The organism is Pseudomonas sp. P1_A1 (assembly GCF_056406935.1).
The window spans coordinates 1-19,942 of sequence record NZ_JBFTZE010000009.1; the positions used below are offsets into that span (position 1 = coordinate 1).

Sequence of the window (19,942 nt, forward strand, 5' to 3'; positions counted from 1 at the left end):
CACAAAAGCCGCACAAACTATCGCATACCCAATTTGCTGAAGCGTCGAAAGACGGTTCGGTACCCGAATTTCTTGACGACCATAGAGCATTGGAACCACCTGATCCCATCCCGAACTCAGAAGTGAAACGATGCATCGCCGATGGTAGTGTGGGGTTTCCCCATGTGAGAGTAGGTCATCGTCAAGATTAAATTCCGAAACCCCTATCTGCGTATGCAGGTAGGGGTTTTGTTTTGCCCGCAGGAAAGTTCGTACAGCAACATCGGAACGGTCCCGGCTGTCACAGTCTGCCGACAGTGCTAAGGTTCGGCCCTAGCTTTTGTATTTTCCCAAGGAAGCCTTTATGCCGGACGCTACGTCCCTCAGTGCTGGTTTTATGGTGGTTCACGGCAACCGCCTGGACGAGCTGCGCAGCCTGGTGGTCAGTTGGATGCGGCGCTACCCGCTGGCTCCCTTGGACAATGAAATCGCCCTGGTGCAGAGCAACGGCATCGCCCAATGGCTGAAGCTGGCACTGGCCGAAGACCCTGAAGATGACGACATGGGCGGCTGCGGAATCGCTGCCGCCATCGATGTGCAGTTGCCAGGCAGCTTCATGTGGCAGCTCTATCGCATGGTGCTGGGACGTGACGAAATCCCGGCCAAATCCCTGCTCGACAAAGCCCCGCTGACCTGGCGCCTGATGCGTCTGCTGCCACAGTTGATCAACCAACCGCACTTCGAGCCCCTGCAGCGCTTCCTTACGAATGACACCGACTTACGCAAACGCTATCAATTGGCGGAGCGGCTGGCCGATCTATTCGACCAATATCAGGTGTACAGGGCGGACTGGCTCGAAGACTGGGCAGAAGGCCGTCACCAATTACGAAATGGCAGAGGCGAAGCCAAAGCCCTGACTCCGGCCAACTGCTGGCAAGCAGAGCTGTGGCGTGCGCTGTTGCTGGATGTCGGTGAACAAGGCATGGCGCAAAGCCGCGCGGGTGTCCACCAACGCTTTATCGAGCGTATCAATGGTCTCGACAGAGCGCCCAGTGGATTGCCTTCCAGGGTGATTGTTTTCGGGATTTCTTCACTGCCAGCTCAAGCCTTGGAAGCACTTGCCGGGCTGGCTCGATTCAGTCAGGTCTTGCTGTGCGTACACAACCCATGTCGCCACCATTGGGCGGACATCGTCGCCGATAAAGACCTGTTGCGGCATCAATACAAGCGTCAGGCTCGCAAGCGCGGCATGCCGGTTGTGCTTGATCCGCAAACGCTCCATCAGCATGCCCACCCACTATTGGCAGCGTGGGGCAAGCAGGGGCGGGACTACATCAATCTGCTCGACAGTTACGACGATCCCAACAGCTATCGCTCGGCATTTCGGGATGGGCGCATCGACCTTTTCAGCGATAACCAGCCTCAGAGCATGCTCAATCAGTTGCAGGACGACATCCTGGAATTGCGCCCCCTGAACGAAACACGCGAGAGTTGGCCTGCCGTCGATCTGGCAAAGGACGAATCGATCCGTTTTCACATCGCCCATAGCGCTCAACGCGAAGTGGAGATTCTCCACGATCAGCTGCTCGCACGATTCAGTGCTGATCCAGACTTAAGGCCTCGCGACGTGATCGTGATGGTTCCAGACATCGACAGTTACGCCCCCCACATCCGCGCTGTCTTTGGTCAGCTTGATCGCCACGACCCGCGCTTCATTCCCTTCACGCTCGCGGATCAAGGCCAGCGCGGYAGGGATCCGCTACTGATCGCTGTAGAGCATCTGCTCAAGCTGCCCGACAGTCGTTTCCCCGTCAGCGAAATTCTCGATCTGCTGGACGTTCCGGCATTACGCGCTCGGTTCGGCGTAGAGGAACGTGACCTGCCGACCTTGCACCGCTGGATCGAAGGCGCAGGTATCCGTTGGGGGATGAATGCCGAGCAGCGTGCGGGTCTGGGCCTGCCGGGAGAACTGGAGCAAAACAGTTGGCGTTTCGGCCTGCGCCGGATGTTGCTTGGTTATGCGGTGGGCAGCGCCAGTGCCTGCGAGGGCATTGAGCCCTACGACGAGATCGGTGGCCTGGATGCTGCGCTCATAGGGCCTTTGGTCGCACTGCTGGATGCGCTGGAGATTGCCCATCAGGAACTCACCCAACCTGCGCCGCCCAAACTCTGGGGCATCCGTTTGCAAGCACTGGTGCAGTTGTTTTTCCAGGCCAGTAACGAACATGACGACTATTTATTGGCCCAGCTCGAAGAGTTGCGTGAGACCTGGCTTGAGACCTGCGAGTCGGTAGGTTTGCAGGACGAGTTACCGCTGACCGTAGTCCGTGAAGCCTGGCTGACTGGCCTCGACCAAGGTCGCTTGTCTCAGCGCTTTCTCGCCGGTGCCGTCAACTTCTGTACCTTGATGCCCATGCGAGCGATCCCGTTCAAACTGGTCTGCCTGCTGGGCATGAATGACGGCGATTACCCTCGCGCGCAGCCGCCACTGGACTTCGACCTGATGGGCAGCGACTACCGGCCCGGCGATCGTTCCCGGCGCGAAGATGACCGCTATCTGTTGCTGGAAGCCTTGTTGTCGGCGCGGGACCAACTCTATATCAGCTGGGTCGGCCGCAGTATTCGGGACAACAGTGAGCGCCCTGCCTCGGTATTGATAGGACAGTTGCGTGACCATCTCGCCAGCGGTTGGCGGTTGCACGATGACGATGATGATCTGCTTGAGTCCATGACTCAGGAACATCCGCTGCAACCCTTCAGTGCGCGCTACTTCCATGAAGGCGATGATTTGTTCAGCTACGCCAGCGAGTGGCAGGTACTTCATCAGTCCAGCGGCATGACGCCTGCCATCGAAGTTCTTGAACCCTACATTCAGGACGAGCCGCTGAGTCTGGGTCAATTGCAGGATTTCCTGCGCAATCCGGTACGGCATTTCTTCAGTCAGCGACTCAAAGTGTTCTTCGAGGCTGCCGAAGCGCCTTTGGCGGATGAAGAGCCATTTGTACTCGACGCGCTGCAACGCTATAGCCTCAGCGACAGCTTGCTCGAAGCAGCGCTCGGGCAATTGGACCAAATCGATCAGGTGCTGGAAGCGCAGGCGAAACGCCTGCAAAACAGCGGGCTCTTGCCCATGGCCGGTTTCGGCGAATGTCTGCAGCGAGAGTTGATCGAGCCGCTGCCGGATCTGTTGCAGCGCTATCAGCAGCTCCTGGCGTTATGGCCAACCCCGCTCACCAGCGCGTTGCCGGTGAGTCTGGAACTGCATGGGCTGCGCCTGGAGGGCTGGCTCAGTGGCCTGCATCAACGCGCGGACGGTGGTTTGCTGTCGGTCACCACGATTCCCAACAGCATCGGCTCGCTCAAGACCCGCAAATGGCATCGTCTGACACGACCATGGATCAATCACCTGGTTGCCTGTGCCAGCGGGATGCCGATGACCACCGCGTTGGTGGCCAGCGACGACAGTCTGTTACTGGCGCCGTTGGCGAAGGATGCAGCACTTGATGCCCTGGGTAATCTGTTGCTGGCCTGGCAAGCGGGCATGCGCCAGCCGTTGCCGATTGCTGTAAAAACAGCCTTCGCCTGGCTCGCTCAAACCGATCCGATCAAAGCCGACGCCGCAGCCCGCAAGGCCTATGAAGGTGATGGCCAGACCTCTGATGGCGAGCGCCGCGAAAGCCCGGCACTGGCTCGGCAATACGCCGACTACGATGTTTTGATTGCCGACGAGACCTTCCCCGATTGGTGCGACGCTTTGTATCGGCCGCTGCTTGAGGCTCCCTGGCGTTCATTGACCAGCGAGGAGGCGCGCTCATGACCACGAAAACACCGCTGGCCCTGGCATTCCCCTTGCGTGGAAGCCAACTGATCGAAGCCAGCGCCGGGACGGGCAAGACCTTCACCATTTCTGCGTTGTACTTGCGTCTGGTCCTTGGCCATGGCGACGAGTCGAGTGGTTTTGGCCGTGAATTGCTGCCGCCGCAAATCCTCGTGGTGACCTTCACCGATGCCGCGACCAAAGAACTGCGCGAACGTATTCGTACGCGACTGGCTGAAGCTGCGCGTTTTTTCCGCGATGAGACACCGGCACCGGATGGCCTGATTGCCGAGTTGCGCGAGCAATACCTCCCTGAGCAGTGGCCAGGTTGTGCAAGCCGCCTGGACATCGCTGCCCAGTGGATGGATGAAGCGGCGGTATCGACCATCCACAGTTGGTGCCAGCGCATGCTGCGCGAACATGCATTCGACAGTGGCAGCCTGTTCACCCAGACCCTGGAAACCGATCACAGTGATTTGCTTGGCGAAGTCCTGCGCGACTACTGGCGACTGTTCTGCTATCCGATGCAAGGTGATGCGCTGAATTGGGTTCGCGGCAACTGGGGTGGCCCGGCGGCGTTGTTGCCGCGCGTGCGTGGGTTGTTCGCCAGCGAACGTGACAGCGTCGAAGGTAAAGAACCTGCCGAGTTGATTGCCGAGTGCCTGGAGGAACGACGGGCCGCATTGCTCGAGCTCAAGATGCCCTGGCGCCAATGGGCCGATGAGCTGCTTGCCATCTGTCATCAGGGCGTCGCGAGCAAAAGCGTCGATGGTCGCAAGATGCAGGCGCGCTACTTCGAACCCTGGTTCGAAAAGCTCCGGGCCTGGGCCGAAGACGAATCTCTGGAGCAACTGGACATTGGCACCGGCTTCACTCGCCTGACTCCCGATGGCATGGCTGAAGCCTGGAAAGGTGAAGCTCCCCGTCATCCCGGTCTCGATGCGATGCCCGGCCTCAAGGCCAGTCTCGATGGCTTGCCGACCCCCGATGCCGCCGTGCTGCAACATGCCGCCCACTGGGTCGGTGCTCGGTTCGAGGAAGAAAAGCGTCGTCGCGCGGAAATGGGTTTCGATGACATGTTGCTGCGTCTCGATGCGGCGTTGCAGTCCGATGGCGGTGAGCGTCTGGCGACCTTGATCCGCGAGCAGTTCCCGGTTGCGCTGATCGACGAGTTTCAGGACACCGACCCGGTGCAGTACCGAATCTTCGAGAGCATTTATCGCATCGAAGACAACAACCCTGAATCCGGTCTATTTCTGATCGGCGACCCGAAGCAGGCGATCTATGCCTTTCGCGGTGCCGATATCTATACCTATCTGCGCGCCCGGCAAGCCACCACTGGCCGCCTGCATACCCTGGGTACAAATTTCCGTTCCAGTCATGGCATGGTTAACGCGGTGAACCATGTGTTCCAGCGCGCTGAATCTCGTGAGCAGGGGCGCGGCGCGTTCCTGTTCCGTGAGAAGAGTGGCGAGAACCCGGTACCGTTTCTACCCGTCGAGTCCCAGGGGCGCAAAGAAGTCCTGCACATTGAGGGTCAGGTTGTGCCTGCCCTGAACATCTGGCATTTGTCCTCTGACCAGCCACTGTCCGGTGTGGTGTATCGACAGCAACTGGCCGCCGCCTGCGCCAGTGAAATCACTGCGTTGCTCAATGGCGGTCAGCAGGGGCGTGCGGGCTTCATACGGGATGGTAAGGATCTCAGAGGCCTGCTGCCGGCGGACATTGCGATTCTGGTGCGCGACGGCAAAGAGGCGCAGGCCGTGCGCGGCGAACTTTCCGCTCGCGGTGTGCGCAGTGTCTACCTGTCAGACAAGGACTCGGTATTCGCCGCGCAGGAGGCCCATGATCTGCTGACCTGGCTCAAGGCGTGTGCCGAGCCGGATGTCGAACGTCCCCTGCGTGCCGCGCTGGCCTGCATCACGCTGAACCTTTCACTGGCTGAACTGGAGCGGCTGAATCAGGACGAACTGGCCTGGGAAGCACGGGTCATGCAGTTCCGCGGTTATCGCGAGCTCTGGCGCAAACAGGGCGTGCTGCCCATGTTGCGGCGATTGCTACATGATTTTCAGCTGCCCCAGGCGTTGATCGCGCGCAGCGATGGTGAGCGGATATTGACCAACCTGCTGCACTTGTCCGAGTTGCTGCAGCAGGCCGCCGCCGAACTCGATGGCGAGCAAGCACTGATCCGTCATTTGTCCGAGCATCTGGCGTTGTCTGGTCAGGCTGGCGAAGAACAGATCCTGCGCCTGGAAAGCGACGAGCAACTGGTCAAGGTCGTGACCATCCACAAATCCAAAGGGCTTGAATATCCATTGGTGTTTCTGCCGTTCATTTGCTCGGCAAAACCGGTGGATGGCAGTCGTTTGCCGTTGCATTACCACGATGCCACGGGCAAGGCGCAAGTGAGCTTGAAGCCGACGGCCGAGTTGATCGCCCAAGCCGACGATGAACGTTTGGCCGAAGACCTTCGTTTGCTCTATGTGGCCCTGACCCGGGCACAACATGCGTGCTGGCTGGGTGTGACTGATCTCAAGCGCGGCAATAACAACGGCTCGGTCCTGCACCGTTCGGCGTTGGGTTATCTGCTGGGCGGTGGAGCGCCATTGGCTGAGTCGGCAGGGCTGCGTCGTTGGCTGGAAGACTTGCAGCAAGATTGTGCGGCGCTGAAATACGGTGAAATGCCCGACGCGAGCGCCGAGCATTACCACCCGCCACGCAATGAAGCGACCTTGCTGGCCCCGCTGATACCCCGGCGCAAGGCCAGTGAAAACTGGTGGATCGCTTCTTACAGCGCCTTACGCATTGGTGACAGTCTGAGCGTGGGCAGTGACGAGGCACCGGAGAGCGCGCAAGCACAAAAGCTCTTTGATGACGAACGCCTTGATCCCGAAACACCACGAGAAGTCGCCGCTGGCGGCGCAGATATCCATCGATTCCCTCGTGGTCCGAACCCCGGCACTTTTCTTCATGGATTGCTCGAGTGGGCCGGTGACGAAGGTTTTGCCGCTGCACCGCAAACCGTGGAAGACGCGATCGCCCGTCGCTGCAACCGCCGTGGCTGGGAAGGCTGGATCACCACGCTGAGCGGCTGGCTACAGCACTTGCTTAAATCCCCATTGCACATCGGTGGCGGGCAGGCGCCGGTGGTGTTCGAGCAACTGACTCAATACCGGGTCGAGATGGAATTCTGGTTCGCCAGTCATAAAGTCGATGTGCTCAAGCTCGATGAGCTGGTACGTCAATACACCCATCACGGCGTGGCCAGGGTGGCCGCCGAACCGGTGCTGCTCAATGGCATGTTCAAAGGCTTCATCGACCTGACGTTCGAGCATGAAGGCCGTTACTACGTCGCTGACTACAAATCCAACTGGCTGGGCGTCGATGACGCGGCCTATACCGAGCAGGCCATGGAGCAGTCGATTCTCGACAACCGTTACGATCTGCAATACGTACTGTACCTGCTCGCCCTGCATCGCCAGCTCAAGGCCCGGCTGGTCGATTACGATTACGACCGACATGTCGGTGGAGCGTTGTACCTGTTTCTTCGCGGTACTCGAGCGGCCAGCCAGGGTGTGTATTTTGCCCGTCCGCCACGGGAGCTGATCGAGCGCCTGGACCGGTTGTTCCAAGGCAAGCCAGAGCCCAAGGCCGAGCCTGCCTGGGAACAGGGAGTATTGCTATGAGTCGCACTTTCGCCGATTTGCTGCCTACGCCGTTGGCGGCCGAAAGTCTGGCGGACCTGGCCCCTTTGAGTCGTGCTGATGACTTGTTGCTGCTGCTCACGCGCTGGGTCGAACGCGGCTGGCTGCGGGCGCTGGACAAGGCCTTCGTCGCGTTTCTCCATGAGCTTGCTCCCGACGATGATCCGCTGGTGCTGCTGGCCGCCGCGTTGATCAGTCACCAGTTGGGCCACGGCCATGTCTGTCTGGATCTGTTCGAAACGTTGAAAGAACCGGACTTCGCTTTGTCGCTGCCGCCGGAAGGTGATTTGCAAAGCGGGGCGATGTTGCTGCCGTCGCAATTGCTCGAGACGCTGGACGGTGCCCATTGGTGCAAAGTGCTGGCGTCCAGTCGTCTGGTGGCTCTGGCCGTCGATGGGCGTGAGGCTGCGCAACACCGGCCGTTGGTGCTGTCGGGCAAGCGCCTGTACCTGCGCCGTTACTGGGCTTACGAACGGCGCATCGACCACGCGCTGCGCCAGCGCCTGGCGGCACACGAAGCAACGCCGGGTGATTTGCCCCAACGCCTGACCGGGCTGTTCGGTCCAGCCAGGCTTGATGACGTGATCGACTGGCAGAAGCTCGCGTGTGCCCTGGCTACTCGAAGTGCATTCAGCATCGTCACCGGCGGCCCGGGAACCGGCAAGACCACCACGGTTGTGCGCTTGCTTGCATTGCTCCAGGCTCCCGCAGTGGAGGCCGGTAAACCGTTGCGTATTCGTCTCGCGGCACCCACCGGCAAAGCTGCCGCACGATTGACCGAGTCCATCAGCCAGCAGGTTCAAACCCTGAAAGTGCCTGAAACGGTGCGCGAGAAGATCCCGTCGGATGTGACCACCGTGCACCGTTTGCTCGGCAGTCGACCCGGCACCCGGCATTTCCGCCACCACGCCGGTAATCGCTTGCCGCTGGATGTATTGGTGGTGGACGAAGCCTCGATGATCGACCTGGAAATGATGGCCAACCTGCTTGATGCGTTGCCGCCCCATGCTCGTCTGGTGCTGCTCGGTGACAAGGATCAATTGGCGTCGGTAGAGGCCGGTGCCGTACTGGGCGATCTGTGTCGAGATGCCGAAGCCGGTTGGTACAGCCCGCAGACCCGCCAGTGGCTGGAGGCGGTCAGCGGTGAAAGCCTCGATGCCAGCGGTTTGCGGGAAGACACCCACGGCGCGCATCCACTGGCCCAGCAAGTCGTGATGCTGCGCCACTCACGGCGCTTCGGCGAGGGTAGCGGCATTGGTCAGTTGGCCCGTTGGGTCAACCAACAGCATCCCGAGGACGCGCGCAAGTTATTGGCCGCTGCAAGTCATGACGACGTATTTTCCCTGCCCCTCAAGGGTGAGCAGGACCGGGCGCTGGAGCGCTTGTTGCTCGAGGGCCATGGCAGGGGGCCGCAAGGTTATCGGCATTACCTGAGTCTTTTGCGCAGTCAGCGACCACCGCTCGACCGCCCGCTCGACGATCCATGCTGGGCCGATTGGGCTCGCGTGGTGCTGCAGGCCTTTGACGCTTTCCAGCTGTTGTGTGCCGTACGCAAAGGGCCTTGGGGCGTGGAAGGTTTGAATCAGCGCGTGACCGATGCGCTGCTCAAGGCTCGGCTGATCGACAGCGACCATCAGTGGTACGAAGGTCGGCCCGTGCTGATGACCCGCAACGACTATGGCCTGGGTTTGATGAACGGCGACATTGGTATTGCCCTCAAGCTGCCGGAGCGTGAAGGCCCCGAGGCCGGGCGGCATGTGCTGCGTGTGGCCTTCCCGCGCAATGACGGGCAGGGCGGTGTGCGCTTTGTCCTGCCAAGCCGACTCAACGATGTCGACACGGTGTATGCCATGACCGTGCACAAATCCCAGGGCTCGGAATTTGCCCATACGGCGTTGATTCTGCCGGATGTTTTGAATCCTGTGCTTACCAAGGAACTGATCTATACCGGGATAACCCGGGCCAAAGACTGGTTCACCCTGATTGAGCCTCGAGCCGGCGTGTTCGAAGAGGCCGTGCGGCGCAAGGTCAAGCGCTTGAGTGGGTTAATGCTGGAGCTGGAAGAGGGGGCCTGGCCGAGCCATTGAGGGGCGGTGCCAGACGTCCGAATCTGTCCGATGTGCCGTGGTGTGTCGCCTCGCTGGGGTTTCAGTGCTGTGCTATCGTTGCGGCATCATCTTGTTGCGACGGTAGAGAATTCCTGCATGAAGTTGGCTGTCTGGGCGACAGAGCGTGTCGTTGGCTGCAAACAAGTGCTGCTTGCCAGCCTCCTCTGTTTGTTGACGGGCGTTGCCTGTGCTGAGTCGGAAACTATCGTGAGCAAAGCCGACCAACGTGCCAGGTCGGTCACTCAGGTGGTACTCGGGATCCTCAGTTATGCCCGATGGCCTGTTGAGCCCCAACAACTGCGCCTGTGCGTGGTCGGCCCCACTGAATACACCGATGACCTGGTCAAAGGCACCACACAAGCCACGGGTCGACCGGTTGCTGTACGACGGTTGCTGGCCGATAACCCGGCCATCGCCAGTGAATGCGATGCGGTGTACATCGGCAAGCTGACCAGCGATGAACGCAGTCGGCTATTTGCCTCATTGACGGGGCGCCCGGTGGTGAGCATCAGCGAAGGCGGCGATCAATGCACTGTCGGCAGTCTGTTCTGTCTGCGGGTCGGTGATGAACAGGTGTCCTTCGAGGTCAACCTCGACTCGGTCGCCCGCAGCGGTGTGCGCATTCATCCCAGTGTGCTGCAACTGTCGCGCCGCAAGCCGGCGGCGCCATGAATCTATTCAAATCTCGCATACGTCCGACCCTGGGGTCGGTTATCGGCCGTGGACATTTGATCGTCGCCCTGGTGGGCGTGGCCATGGCCAGTGTTTCACTGACCCTGCTGGGTGTTCTGGCTTTGCGGGTCTATGCCGATCACAACCTGCATCTGATTGCCCGTTCGATCAACTACACCGTGGAAGCCGCGGTGGTGTTCAACGACAAGGCCGCCGCCACCGAAGCGCTGGCATTGATCGCTTCCACTGAAGAAGTGGCTGATGCACAAGTGATGGACGAGCAAGGCGAGTTGCTCGCACGTTGGCAACGACCGGAAACGGGATGGCTCTCCGATCTTGAAATGCAGGTCGCCCGAACGATTCTGGAAAAACCCATCAGTATGCCGATCACTCATCAAGGTCAGGAAATCGGCAGCATCTTGCTCATCGGACACGGCGGCAGCCTGATGCGCTTTTTGCTCAGCGGTCTGGTGGGAATCGTCTTGTGTACCGCTGTCAGTGCCTGGGTAGCGCTTTATCTGGCGCGTCGGCAATTGCGAGGGATCACCGGCCCGTTGCGCAGCCTGGCTGCCGTGGCTCACGCCGCCCGTAGCGAGCGTGCCTTCGACCGGCGCGTACCGCCCGCCGACATTGCCGAACTCGACAACCTGGGCAACGACTTCAATGCTTTGCTTGACGAGCTCGAGTCCTGGCAGACCCATCTGCAAAACGAAAACGAAACCCTGGCCCACCAGGCCAGCCATGACAGCCTTACCGGGTTGCCGAACCGGGCATTTTTCGAAGGCCGCCTGATGCGCACCTTGCGCAATGCGGGCAAGCTGGATGAGGGAGTGGCCGTACTGTTTCTCGACAGCGACCGGTTCAAGGAGATCAACGACAACTTCGGTCACGCTGCCGGTGATGCGGTGCTGATCGCCGTGGCGACCCGGGTTCGTGCGCAGTTGCGTGAAGAGGATCTGGTTGCGCGTCTGGGCGGCGATGAGTTTGCCGTGCTGTTGACGCCGCTGCACAAGATAGAAGACGCCGAACGGATTGCCGACAAAATCATTGCCAGTATGGACGCGCCAATCCCGTTGCCGGGCGGTACCCAGGTGTTGACTTCACTCAGCATCGGCATCGCCGTGTACCCGGATCATGGGCTTACGCCGGGTGCGCTGCTCGATGCTGCCGACGCCGCGATGTATCAGGCCAAACGCCTTTCCCGAGGCGCTCACCACACGGCAGGGTCGGAGCACTCTGTCGTCCATCTTCAAACCAGGAGCTAATTTTTGTGTTCACATTCACTCAGCGTTCTCTGCGATTTTTTACGATTACCTTATTCATGACCTTGCTGGCATTGACCGGTTGCCAGACGACACCGCAGAAAGGACTGACCCCGGCGCAGATCGCTGTACTCAAGCAGCAAGGTTTCGAGATGACGGATGAGGGCTGGGCCTTCGGCCTGTCCGGCAAAGTGCTGTTCGGTAGCGATGTCGAACACCTCAACCCCGCCAGTACCCAGATCGTCGAACGCATTGGCAAGGCGTTGTTGGGCGTGGGAATCGAGCGAGTGAGGATTGACGGTCATACCGATGCCTCGGGCGAGGAATCCTATAACGAACAACTTTCCCTGCGTCGCGCGAAAAGCGTTGAAACGGTATTGACCGCTGTCGGCATAAAAGAACAAAACATCCAGCTGCGCGGCCTGGGCAGCAGCAAGCCCGTCGCCTCCAACGCCACCGCGGCCGGGCGCACCGAGAACCGCCGGGTGTCGATCGTGGTGAGTGCCGATTAATCGGCGAACACCATCTCCCGACTTTCCCCCATCAACAGTGCATGATTCTGCTCGGTGACGGTACGGATGTAGTCCCACAACAAGGTAATCCGCTTGAGCTTGCGCAGGTCCTCCCGGCAGTACATCCAGAACTGCCGGGTGATGGTGATCTCTTGCGGTAACACCGGCAGCAACCGCGGGTCCTGAGCCGCCAAAAAGCACGGCAGAATCGCCAGTGACCGTCCTTGCTGCGCCGCCACGAACTGCGCGATCACACTGGTGCTGCGCAGATTGGCACTGGCACCGGGCAGCACATTCGCCAGGTACAGCAGCTCCGAGCTGAACGCCAGATCGTCCACATAACTGATGAATTGATGCTTGCTCAAATCTGCCGGGCGGCGGATCGGTGGGTGCTTGTCCAGATAATCCTGGGTCGCGTACAGCTGCAATCGATAGTCACAGAGTTTGCAGCAGACATAAGGGCCGTGTTCCGGCCGCTCCAGCGCAATGACGATGTCTGCCTCGCGCTTGGACAGGCTGATGAAGTGCGGCAGCGGCAGGATGTCCACCGAGATCGCCGGGTAGGCGTCGACGAAATGGCTCAGCTGCGGGGTGATGAAAAAGCTGCCGAACCCTTCGGTACAGCCCATGCGCACGTGCCCGGACAACGCGACGCCTGAGCCCGAGACCTGCTCGCAAGCCATGTGCAGGGTGCTTTCGATCGATTCGGCGTAACCCAGCAGGCGCTGGCCTTCAGCGGTCAGGACGAATCCGCTGGTGCGGGACTTCTCGAACAACAGCGTACCCAACGAGGCCTCCAGCGAACTGATGCGTCGCGACACGGTGGTGTAGTCCACCGCCAAACGCTTGGCCGCAGTGCTGGCCTTGCGAGTACGGGCAACTTCAAGGAAAAACTTGAGGTCATCCCAGTTCAACGAGCCTAAAGACGTGATGTTTTTTTGCATGATGGACCGGCTTTTATGTGCGTTCTTATTAGAAGTTTGCACATCTATACTCCAAAAACAGTCCGACAACCAAATCGCGACACACGCCTCATCTCAAGGCGACTTTCTCGCCTTGGCTCCCAAGATAGCTCTCTAAATAAGAACAACGTCCCGGAGACCCAACATGAACGCATCGCTAGAAACCACCGTACAAAAGGTCAAGTTATTGATCGATGGCGAGTGGGTCGAATCCCAGACCACCGAATGGCACGACATCGTCAACCCGGCGACCCAGCAAGTGCTGGCCAAAGTCCCCTTCGCGACCGCTGCTGAAGTCGATGCCGCCATCAGCGCCGCTCATCGCGCCTTTCAGACCTGGAGGCTGACGCCAGTCGGCGCGCGGATGCGCATCATGCTCAAGCTTCAGGCGCTGATTCGCGAGCACTCCAAGCGTATTGCCGTGGTGCTCAGCAATGAGCAGGGTAAAACCATCGCCGACGCTGAGGGCGATATCTTCCGTGGCCTGGAAGTGGTCGAGCACGCCTGCTCCATTGGCAGCCTGCAAATGGGCGAGTTCGCCGAGAACGTCGCAGGCGGTGTCGATACCTATACCCTGCGTCAGCCGATCGGCGTCTGCGCCGGTATTACCCCGTTCAACTTCCCGGCGATGATTCCGCTGTGGATGTTTCCGATGGCCATCGCCTGCGGCAACACCTTCGTGCTCAAGCCTTCCGAGCAGGATCCGATGTCGACCATGCTGTTGGTGGAACTGGCGATTGAAGCCGGCATTCCGCCGGGTGTGCTCAACGTCGTTCATGGTGGCAAGGATGTGGTCGATGCGCTTTGCACCCACAAGGACATCAAGGCTGTTTCGTTCGTCGGTTCGACCGCGGTCGGCACGCATGTCTACGACCTGGCCGGCAAACACGGCAAGCGCGTGCAATCGATGATGGGGGCCAAGAACCACGCCGTTGTGCTGCCCGATGCCAACCGCGAGCAAGCGCTCAATGCACTGGTCGGCGCCGGTTTCGGTGCGGCCGGGCAACGCTGCATGGCCACCTCGGTGGTGGTGCTGGTGGGCGCGGCCAAACAATGGCTGCCGGATCTCAAGGCGCTGGCGCAGAAACTCAAGGTCAATGCCGGCAGCGAGCCAGGCACTGATGTTGGCCCGGTGATTTCCAAACGGGCCAAGGCACGGATTCTCGAGCTGATCGAAAGCGGGATCAAGGAAGGCGCCAAGCTGGAGCTGGACGGTCGCGACATCACTGTTCCGGGCTACGAGCAGGGCAACTTTGTCGGCCCGACCCTGTTCTCTGGCGTAACCCCTGAGATGCAGATCTATACCCAGGAAATTTTCGGCCCGGTGCTGGTAGTGCTGGAAGTCGACACCCTCGATGAGGCCATTGCCCTGGTCAACGCCAACCCATTCGGCAACGGCACGGGTCTGTTCACCCAGAGCGGTGCGGCGGCGCGTAAATTCCAGTCGGAAATTGACGTTGGCCAGGTCGGCATCAATATCCCGATCCCGGTGCCGGTGCCGTTCTTCAGCTTCACCGGTTCCCGTGGTTCGAAGCTCGGCGACCTCGGTCCGTATGGCAAGCAAGTGGTGCAGTTCTACACTCAAACCAAGACCGTCACCGCGCGTTGGTTCGATGACGACAGCATCAACCACGGTGTGAACACCACCATCCACTTGCGTTAAGGAGCCGGACATGAAAATCGCTTTTATCGGTCTCGGCAACATGGGCGCGCCGATGGCGCGCAACCTGATCAAGGCTGGCCATTCGCTGAACCTGTTTGACCTCAATCAAACCGTGCTGGCCGAACTGGCTCAACTCGGCGGCACCATCAGCACTTCACCGAAGGAAGCGTCGAAAGACGCGCAACTGGTGATCACCATGTTGCCGGCAGCGGCCCATGTACGCAGTGTCTGGCTGGGGGAAGACGGTGTGCTGGCGGGAATCGCCAAAGGCGTGCCAGCGGTGGATTGCAGCACCATCGATCCGCAGACGGCGCGAGATGTTGCCGCGGCGGCCGCAAAGCAGGACGTGGCCATGGCCGATGCCCCGGTTTCCGGTGGCACTGGCGGTGCAGCGGCCGGGACGCTGACCTTCATGGTCGGCGCCACGCCTGAACTGTTCGCCACTCTGCAACCGGTGCTGGCGCAGATGGGCCGCAACATCGTCCATTGCGGCGAAGTCGGCACCGGGCAAATCGCCAAGATCTGCAACAACCTGCTGCTGGGGATTTCCATGGTCGGTGTCAGCGAAGCCATGGCGCTGGGCAGTGCCCTGGGTATCGACACAACCGTGCTGGCGGGCGTCATCAACAGTTCAACCGGGCGCTGCTGGAGTTCGGAGATGTACAACCCGTGGCCGGGCATCGTCGAAACGGCGCCGGCCTCGCGCGGTTATACCGGCGGTTTCGGTGCTGAACTGATGCTCAAGGATCTGGGGCTGGCCACTGAGGCGGCACGTCAGGCGCACCAACCGGTCGTGCTCGGCGCGGTGGCCCAGCAGTTGTATCAGGCGATGAGCCTGCGTGGGGAAGGGGGCAAGGACTTCTCGGCGATCATCAACAGCTATCGCAAACCCCAATAAGCGTTTGTGGCGAGGGAGCAAGCTCCCTCGCCACAGGATTCATGCATGCCTTTTTACCGAGAGACCACGTCGGGTGGTCTCTCGGTTTTTTGCATCAGGCAAACACGAAATACTTGCGCACGGTTTCAACCACTTCCCACGTGCCTTTCATCCCCGGCTCGATGACGAAGATGTCACCGGCGCGCAGGTGGATCGGCGCCATGCCTTCCGGGGTGATGATGCAGTAGCCTTCCTGGAAGTGGCAGTATTCCCACTTCACGTATTCCACATACCACTTGCCCGGCGTGCAGATCCAGGTGCCCATGATCTTGCTGCCATCTTCGCTGGTGTACGCGTTGAGGTTGACGGTGTGCGGATCGCCTTCGAGCTTTTCCCATTTGCAGGCGTCGAGTACGGGCAACGGGTGAGTGTCGCGAAGAACGGTAATCGGTGCGGTCATGTGGACTCCGGGCCTTGGAATATAGAAAGTGGTACTGAAGAACTGAAGTCGCACCCTATAGCGCCCATGCTCCGCTCAGTTGTCTGTATTCGACATCGAGCTGTCCAGAAACGCGCAAACGCTCAAAGATTTTCCAGCGAGCAAAAACCTGCCCCTCAGGGGAGAGTCAAGGCGTTCAGCAAGGCCTGGGCATAACGGGGCAACACGGTGAAGTCCCGGGCACACAGCAACAGTTTGCGGCGAGCCCACGGCTCTTCCAGTGCGACGCTTTTGAACGGCGTTTCAGCCGGCCAGCGTTCGACCGCCGCCAAGGGCACGATCGCCAGCCCGGCTCCCCGGGCGACCATGCGCATCACGCCTTCGAAACCATCGGCGCGGATGCGGACCTGCATCCGCAAGCCGCTGTGCAGGGCTTGTTCTTCCAGGTAAACGGCCAAGGCGCTGTTGGCGTTCAGGCCGACGTAATCGTGGTGCAAGGTGGCGCTGAAGCTTAATGGTCCGGTGTCAGCCAAGGGGTGATCACGCGGCAGGACCAGCACCAGCGGATCGTCGCGGAAATAGCGGGTATGCAGGCCGTCGGTATCCACGGCGTCGGACACGATCCCCAGGTCTGCTGCGCCCTGGCGCAAGGCGTGGGTGATGCGTGTGCTGGGCAGCTCCTGCAGGTCGATGTCGAGGTTCGGATGGTCGCGCAGAAAGTCCGCCAGCAACTCCGGCAGGTACTCGGTGATCGCAGTGGTATTGCACAGCAACCGCACCTGGCCTTTGACGCCTTTGGCGTATTCGACCAGGTCCTGCTGCATGCGCTCGGCCTGTTGCAACAGGACTCGGGCGTGCTGCGCCAGCGCCTTGCCGGCCGGAGTGGGGCTGACACCGCGGCGACCTCGCTCCAGAAACTCGATGCCCAGTGAGGCTTCCATCGCGCGGACTCGTGCACTCGCCGCCGCCAGTGATAAATGGCTGCGGACGGCACCGGCGGTAATGTTGCCGGTGTCGAGGATGTTCAGGTAGAGGCGCAGGTCAGTGAGGTCGAAGTGCATACAGTGTCCCGGATCGTTTTTAGCCTCTACCGATTCAAGAGGCAGCCTCAGTATATGGCAGATTTTCAAGGCACCCTTCAGGGCCCACGATAGCCCCATGAATACACTTGCCGCGTTCTATCAACATCTGGGCTTGGCCCTATCCTTATTGATTGTCGCCACCTTCCTGCTGGCCGGGATGATCAAAGGGGTGATCGGCCTTGGTCTGCCGACCATTGCCATGGGCCTGCTCGGCCTGGCTATGGCGCCGTCGCAGGCTGCGGCGTTGTTGATCATTCCCGCGACGCTGACCAACGTCTGGCAACTGGCATTCGGCGGTCATTTGCGCGGGTTGCTCAACCGGTTATGGCCGATGCTGCTGGCGATTTTCATCGGCACTGGTGCTGGCACAGTGTGGATCGGCATGGCCGGTGGACATTGGGTGGTTCGGGGGCTGGGGGCGGCGCTGTTGATCTACGCCTTGAGCGGGTTGTTCCTGCCGACCTTGCGCGTCGGCGGTCGCACCGAGCGTTGGCTCGGTCCGCTCTGCGGTGTGCTGACGGGCGTCATCACCTCGGCCACCGGTGTCTTCGTGATTCCGGCGGTGCCTTATCTGCAAGCACTGGGCTTGAACAAGGATGAACTGGTGCAGGCGCTGGGCCTGTCGTTCACTGTCTCGACTCTCGCGTTGGCCGCCGGCCTGTTATGGCGCGGCGCCCTCGGTGGTGGCGAGTTGAGCGCGTCGCTGTTGGCGCTGATCCCGGCGGTGCTCGGCATGTTGCTGGGGCAATGGCTGCGCCAGCGGATCAGCGCCGTGTTGTTCAAGCGCGTGTTCTTCATCGGCCTCGGCGTGCTCGGCGGCCACTTGCTGATCAGCGGCTAGCGGACGATGTGCTGAGCATCTCGATCGGGCGGATATCGAAATCCTGCTCCAGATACTCCATGCGCATGTCGAGGAACTGCTTCATATGGGGCAGGTTCGAGTGCACGTCCAGATGGGCCTGGGATTGCCAGATCTCGTAGAAGATAAACAGCGTCGGGTCCTGTTTGTCTCGCAGCATGTGGTACTCGATGCAACCGGGTTCGGCGCGACTCGGTTCGACATAGGCACGGAAGAACGCTTCGAAGGCCTCGGCTTTATCCGGGCGGGTCTTGGCGTGCAGGATGAAGCCTTGCAGCTCGCTCATCAGGATCTCCTAAACATTCAGAATCGGCGCAAGTTTATGGCAACAATCGCTTGTAGATTCGTGCGTATAGGTCAAATGAATTTTGCGGATGGAGCGCTTATTCCGCGCGAGGCTGATCGTTAGGCTGCCGCCATCGATTCCAACCTTGCGAGATTTCTCATGAAAAAAGTCCTGTTGCTCAATGGCGGCAAAAAATTTGCCCACTCCGATGGTCGCTACAACACGACGCTGCATGAAGCAGCGTTGAGCGTGCTGGATCGCGGTGGTGTGGATGTGAAAACCACATTCATCGACGAGGGCTACGACGTCGCCGAGGAAGTCGCCAAATTCCTCTGGGCCGATGTGATCATTTATCAGATGCCCGGCTGGTGGATGGGCGCGCCCTGGACGGTCAAGAAGTACGTCGATGAAGTTTTCACTGCAGGCCACGGCAGCCTCTACGCCAGCGACGGTCGCACGCGCTCCGACGCGTCGCAGAAGTACGGCAGCGGCGGCTTGTTGCACGGTAAAAAGTACATGCTGTCGGTGACCTGGAACGCCCCGCAGCAAGCCTTCGACGACTCGACCGACTTCTTCGAAGCCAAGGGCGTGGACGCGGTGTATCTGCCGTTCCACAAGGCCAATACCTTCCTCGGCATGACCGGTCTGCCGACCTTTTTGTGCGTCGATGTGATGAAGCGCCCGAATATCGAAGCGGATGTGGCGCGTTATGAGCAGCACTTGACCGAGGTGTTTGGCCTTAAGGCATGACGCTCGGCTACTATCGATATCTGAAGCAGTGCAGGACTATCGATAAGGGACACACGTGAAAGCCAGATCCGATGAGTTGCAGATTTTCGTCTGCGTGATTGAGTGCGGGTCGATTTCGGCTGCGGCTGAGCAAGTCGGGCAAACGCCGTCGGCGGTCAGCCGCACGCTGTCGCGGCTGGAGGCCAAGCTCGATACCACGCTGATCAATCGCACCACGCGGCGCATGGACCTGACCGAAGAGGGCAAATATTTCTTCGAGCACGCCAAGCTGATTCTCGATCAGATGGACGAGCTCGAAGAGCGTCTGTCCTCACGCCAGCAAACTCCGTCCGGGCGACTGCGGATCAACGCCGCGTCGCCGTTCATGCTGCACGCCATCGTGCCGTACATCGATGAGTTCCGCCGTCTCTACCCGGACATCCAGCTCGAACTCAACAGCAACGATTTGATCATTGACCTGCTCGAACAAAGCACCGACATCGCCATCCGCATCGGCACGCTGGCCGACTCGACCCTGCACGCCCGCTCCCTGGGTTGCAGCCCGCTGCACATCGTCGCAAGCACAGCGTACCTGGAGCAACACGGCGTACCGAGCGCTGTCGAGGATTTGAGCGAGCACACGCTGCTGGGTTTTACCCATAACGAAGGTCTCAACCAATGGCCACTGCGCTATGTCCATGGTGACCGCTGGCCGATTCAAGCGTCGATCAGTGCGTCGAGTGGCGAGACGATCAGGCACCTGGCGCTGGCCGGCCAAGGCATTGCCTGCCTGTCGCACTTCATGACGATCGACGACATCCGCGCCGGTCGCTTGCAGGTGCTGCTGGCGGAGTTCAACAGCGGATATCGCCAACCCATCAACGCGGTGTACTACCGCAACTCGCAACTGGCCCTGCGGATCCAGTGCTTCCTGGACTTCATCCAGGGCAAATTGGCGGCTTATGCGATTGCGGATTTCAGGGGCTGATTC

The 19,942-nt window shown here is 60.1% G+C and carries 15 protein-coding genes and 1 rRNA gene; 12 read left to right on the forward strand and 4 right to left on the reverse strand.

Annotation, left to right across the window (positions count from 1 at the left end; genetic code table 11):
• The first annotated feature begins 71 nt into the window (after positions 1–71).
• The 7 genes from rrf to yfiB all read left to right on the forward strand — a co-directional run bounded on the left by rrf (position 72) and on the right by yfiB (position 12,054).
• Positions 72–187: ribosomal RNA gene (rrf, locus tag AC1D2Q_RS15010) — 5S ribosomal RNA — on the forward strand.
• A gap of 156 nt (positions 188–343) precedes the next feature.
• On the forward strand, positions 344–3,796 hold the full coding sequence (gene recC, locus AC1D2Q_RS15015) for an exodeoxyribonuclease V subunit gamma (protein WP_477813686.1): 3,453 nt from the start codon (positions 344–346) through the stop codon (positions 3,794–3,796).
• Complete coding sequence (gene recB / locus AC1D2Q_RS15020) at positions 3,793–7,482, forward strand: exodeoxyribonuclease V subunit beta (protein WP_477813687.1); 3,690 nt, start codon at positions 3,793–3,795, stop codon at positions 7,480–7,482. The genes recC and recB overlap by 4 nt, the downstream gene beginning before the upstream one ends.
• Positions 7,479–9,587, forward strand: a complete 2,109-nt coding sequence (gene recD / locus AC1D2Q_RS15025; protein ID WP_477813688.1) for an exodeoxyribonuclease V subunit alpha — start codon at positions 7,479–7,481, stop codon at positions 9,585–9,587. Before recB ends, recD begins: the two co-directional genes overlap by 4 nt.
• A 117-nt stretch (positions 9,588–9,704) precedes the next feature.
• Positions 9,705–10,280 carry a regulatory sequestration protein YfiR gene (gene yfiR / locus AC1D2Q_RS15030; protein ID WP_477813689.1) on the forward strand — a complete coding sequence of 192 codons (576 nt, stop codon included), beginning with the start codon at positions 9,705–9,707 and terminating at the stop codon, positions 10,278–10,280.
• Positions 10,277–11,545 (forward strand): diguanylate cyclase DgcN/YfiN, encoded by a 1,269-nt coding sequence (gene dgcN, locus AC1D2Q_RS15035; protein ID WP_477813690.1) that lies wholly within the window; start codon positions 10,277–10,279, stop codon positions 11,543–11,545. The genes yfiR and dgcN overlap by 4 nt, the downstream gene beginning before the upstream one ends.
• A 5-nt stretch (positions 11,546–11,550) precedes the next feature.
• The gene (gene yfiB, locus AC1D2Q_RS15040; RefSeq protein ID WP_477813691.1) at positions 11,551–12,054 is read left to right on the forward strand and encodes an outer membrane lipoprotein YfiB; all 504 of its coding nucleotides are present in this window, start codon (positions 11,551–11,553) and stop codon (positions 12,052–12,054) included.
• Here the strand turns inward: yfiB and AC1D2Q_RS15045 are convergent.
• Entirely contained in the window at positions 12,051–12,998 is a 948-nt protein-coding gene (locus AC1D2Q_RS15045; RefSeq protein WP_258672309.1) for a LysR family transcriptional regulator, read from the reverse strand. The genes yfiB and AC1D2Q_RS15045 overlap by 4 nt on opposite strands.
• Before the next feature lie 163 nt (positions 12,999–13,161).
• On the opposite strand from AC1D2Q_RS15045, the gene AC1D2Q_RS15050 reads away from it, so the two are divergent.
• Positions 13,162–14,679, forward strand: coding sequence for a CoA-acylating methylmalonate-semialdehyde dehydrogenase (locus tag AC1D2Q_RS15050; RefSeq protein WP_477813692.1), 1,518 nt, complete (start codon positions 13,162–13,164; stop codon positions 14,677–14,679).
• Between the two features lie 10 nt (positions 14,680–14,689).
• Entirely contained in the window at positions 14,690–15,577 is an 888-nt protein-coding gene (gene mmsB, locus AC1D2Q_RS15055) for a 3-hydroxyisobutyrate dehydrogenase (protein WP_019582621.1), read from the forward strand.
• Positions 15,578–15,671: 94 nt separating this feature from the next.
• On the opposite strand, the gene AC1D2Q_RS15060 is transcribed toward mmsB, so the two are convergent.
• The gene (locus AC1D2Q_RS15060; RefSeq protein WP_007900627.1) at positions 15,672–16,016 is read right to left on the reverse strand and encodes a cupin domain-containing protein; all 345 of its coding nucleotides are present in this window, start codon (positions 16,014–16,016) and stop codon (positions 15,672–15,674) included.
• 155 nt (positions 16,017–16,171) lie between these two features.
• Positions 16,172–17,056 carry a LysR substrate-binding domain-containing protein gene (locus tag AC1D2Q_RS15065; protein ID WP_477813693.1) on the reverse strand — a complete coding sequence of 295 codons (885 nt, stop codon included), beginning with the start codon at positions 17,054–17,056 and terminating at the stop codon, positions 16,172–16,174.
• 97 nt (positions 17,057–17,153) lie between these two features.
• Between AC1D2Q_RS15065 and AC1D2Q_RS15070 the strand changes: the two genes are divergently transcribed.
• A complete protein-coding gene (locus tag AC1D2Q_RS15070) occupies positions 17,154–17,918 on the forward strand; it encodes a sulfite exporter TauE/SafE family protein (RefSeq protein WP_018929422.1) in 765 nt (254 codons plus the stop codon).
• Here AC1D2Q_RS15070 and AC1D2Q_RS15075 read toward each other — a convergent pair.
• The gene (locus tag AC1D2Q_RS15075) at positions 17,908–18,222 is read right to left on the reverse strand and encodes a putative quinol monooxygenase (RefSeq protein WP_305411048.1); all 315 of its coding nucleotides are present in this window, start codon (positions 18,220–18,222) and stop codon (positions 17,908–17,910) included. The genes AC1D2Q_RS15070 and AC1D2Q_RS15075 overlap by 11 nt on opposite strands.
• A gap of 159 nt (positions 18,223–18,381) precedes the next feature.
• Here AC1D2Q_RS15075 and mdaB point away from each other — a divergent pair, with 159 nt between their 5' ends.
• Together mdaB and AC1D2Q_RS15085 are read left to right on the forward strand one after the other, a co-directional pair.
• Positions 18,382–18,972, forward strand: a complete 591-nt coding sequence (gene mdaB / locus AC1D2Q_RS15080; RefSeq protein WP_018929424.1) for an NADPH:quinone oxidoreductase MdaB — start codon at positions 18,382–18,384, stop codon at positions 18,970–18,972.
• A gap of 55 nt (positions 18,973–19,027) precedes the next feature.
• Positions 19,028–19,939, forward strand: coding sequence for a LysR family transcriptional regulator (locus AC1D2Q_RS15085; protein WP_018929425.1), 912 nt, complete (start codon positions 19,028–19,030; stop codon positions 19,937–19,939).
• Positions 19,940–19,942 lie beyond the last annotated feature (3 nt).